Raw genomic sequence first — 1806 nt, forward strand, 5'->3', positions numbered from 1 at the left:
GTTTTGCTTGTGTCAATATGTCAAAGATCTTCTTGCCTTAATAGGCATGGTGGAGAATAACGGATTCGAACCGTTGACCCCCTGCTTGCAAAGCAGGTGCTCTAGCCAACTGAGCTAATCCCCCAAATCGAGAAGTAAAGAAGTAGTCCCAGGCAGATTTGAACTGCCGACCTCCACATTATCAGTGTGGCGCTCTAACCAACTGAGCTATAGGACTGTGTTGGTAAAGAGTAGCATCTCTGCCGAACATTCTCTATCTCTTATTTAATTAAACAGATGGTGCGTACAAGAAGAGAAGCGAACTTTAATCAGTCACTAAAACTATAAACTATTAACTATTAACTAATAGCTAAAGATAATCGTCTCTCCAGAAAGGAGGTGTTCCAGCCGCACCTTCCGGTACGGCTACCTTGTTACGACTTAGCCCCAATTACCAGTTTCGCCCTAGGCCGCTCCTTACGGTCACGGACTTTAGGCGCCCCCGGCTTTCATGGCTTGACGGGCGGTGTGTACAAGGCCCGGGAACGTATTCACCGCGCCATGGCTGATGCGCGATTACTAGCGAATCCAGCTTCGTGGGGTCGGGTTGCAGACCCCAGTCCGAACTGAGACAGGCTTTAAGGATTTGATCCATTTTGCAAGGGACCGTCTCTCTGTACCTGCCATTGTAACACGTGTGTAGCCCCGGACGTAAGGGCCGTGCTGATTTGACGTCATCCCCACCTTCCTCACACCTTACGGTGGCAGTGTCCCCAGAGTGCCCAGCTTAACCTGATGGCAACTAAGGAGAGGGGTTGCGCTCGTTATGGCACTTAAGCCGACACCTCACGGCACGAGCTGACGACAACCATGCAGCACCTTCACAGAGGCCCCGAAGGGCGTCATTGTCTCCAAATCCTTCCTCTGCAATTCAAGCCCGGGTAAGGTTCCTCGCGTATCATCGAATTAAACCACATGTTCCTCCGCTTGTGCGGGCCCCCGTCAATTCCTTTGAGTTTCACCGTTGCCGGCGTACTCCCCAGGTGGGATGCTTAATGCTTTCGCTTGGCCGCTGACCTATTCAGACCAACAGCGGGCATCCATCGTTTACCGTGCGGACTACCAGGGTATCTAATCCTGTTCGATACCCGCACTTTCGAGCTTCAGCGTCAGTTGCGCTCCAGTGAGCTGCCTTCGCAATCGGAGTTCTTCGTGATATCTAAGCATTTCACCGCTACACCACGAATTCCGCCCACTTTGTGCGTACTCAAGGAAACCAGTTCGCGCTGCAGTGCAGACGTTGAGCGTCTACATTTCACAACACGCTTAATCTCCGGCCTACGCTCCCTTTAAACCCAATAAATCCGGATAACGCCCGGACCTTCCGTATTACCGCGGCTGCTGGCACGGAATTAGCCGGTCCTTATTCATAAGGTACATGCAAAAAGCCTCACGAGACTCACTTTATTCCCTTATAAAAGCAGTTTACAACCCATAGGGCCGTCATCCTGCACGCTACTTGGCTGGTTCAGACTCTCGTCCATTGACCAATATTCCTCACTGCTGCCTCCCGTAGGAGTTTGGACCGTGTCTCAGTTCCAATGTGGGGGACCTTCCTCTCAGAACCCCTACTGATCGTCGCCTTGGTGGGCCGTTACCCCGCCAACAAGCTAATCAGACGCATCCCCATCCATCACCGATAAATCTTTAATCTCCTTCAGATGTCTTCTAGAGATATCATTGGGTATTAGTCTTACTTTCGCAAGGTTATCCCCAAGTGATGGGCAGGTTGGATACGCGTTACTCACCCGTGCGCCGGTCGACGCC

General features: G+C 51.6%; 2 tRNA genes and 1 rRNA gene (1 of these 3 only partly in view). All 3 read right to left on the minus strand.

What is annotated here, in order from left to right:
- Positions 1 to 47: 47 nt before the first annotated feature.
- Positions 48 to 124: transfer RNA gene (locus DWV53_RS00005), tRNA-Ala, on the minus strand.
- Between the two features lie 19 nt (positions 125 to 143).
- Positions 144 to 217: transfer RNA gene (locus tag DWV53_RS00010), tRNA-Ile, on the minus strand.
- Between the two features lie 154 nt (positions 218 to 371).
- Positions 372 to 1806 (minus strand): 16S ribosomal RNA (locus tag DWV53_RS00015); it runs 125 nt beyond the window's last position.

The sequence above is a fragment of the Segatella copri genome, assembly GCF_003465495.1.
In the GTDB taxonomy this organism is placed as follows: Bacteria; Bacteroidota; Bacteroidia; order Bacteroidales; family Bacteroidaceae; genus Prevotella; species Prevotella copri_G.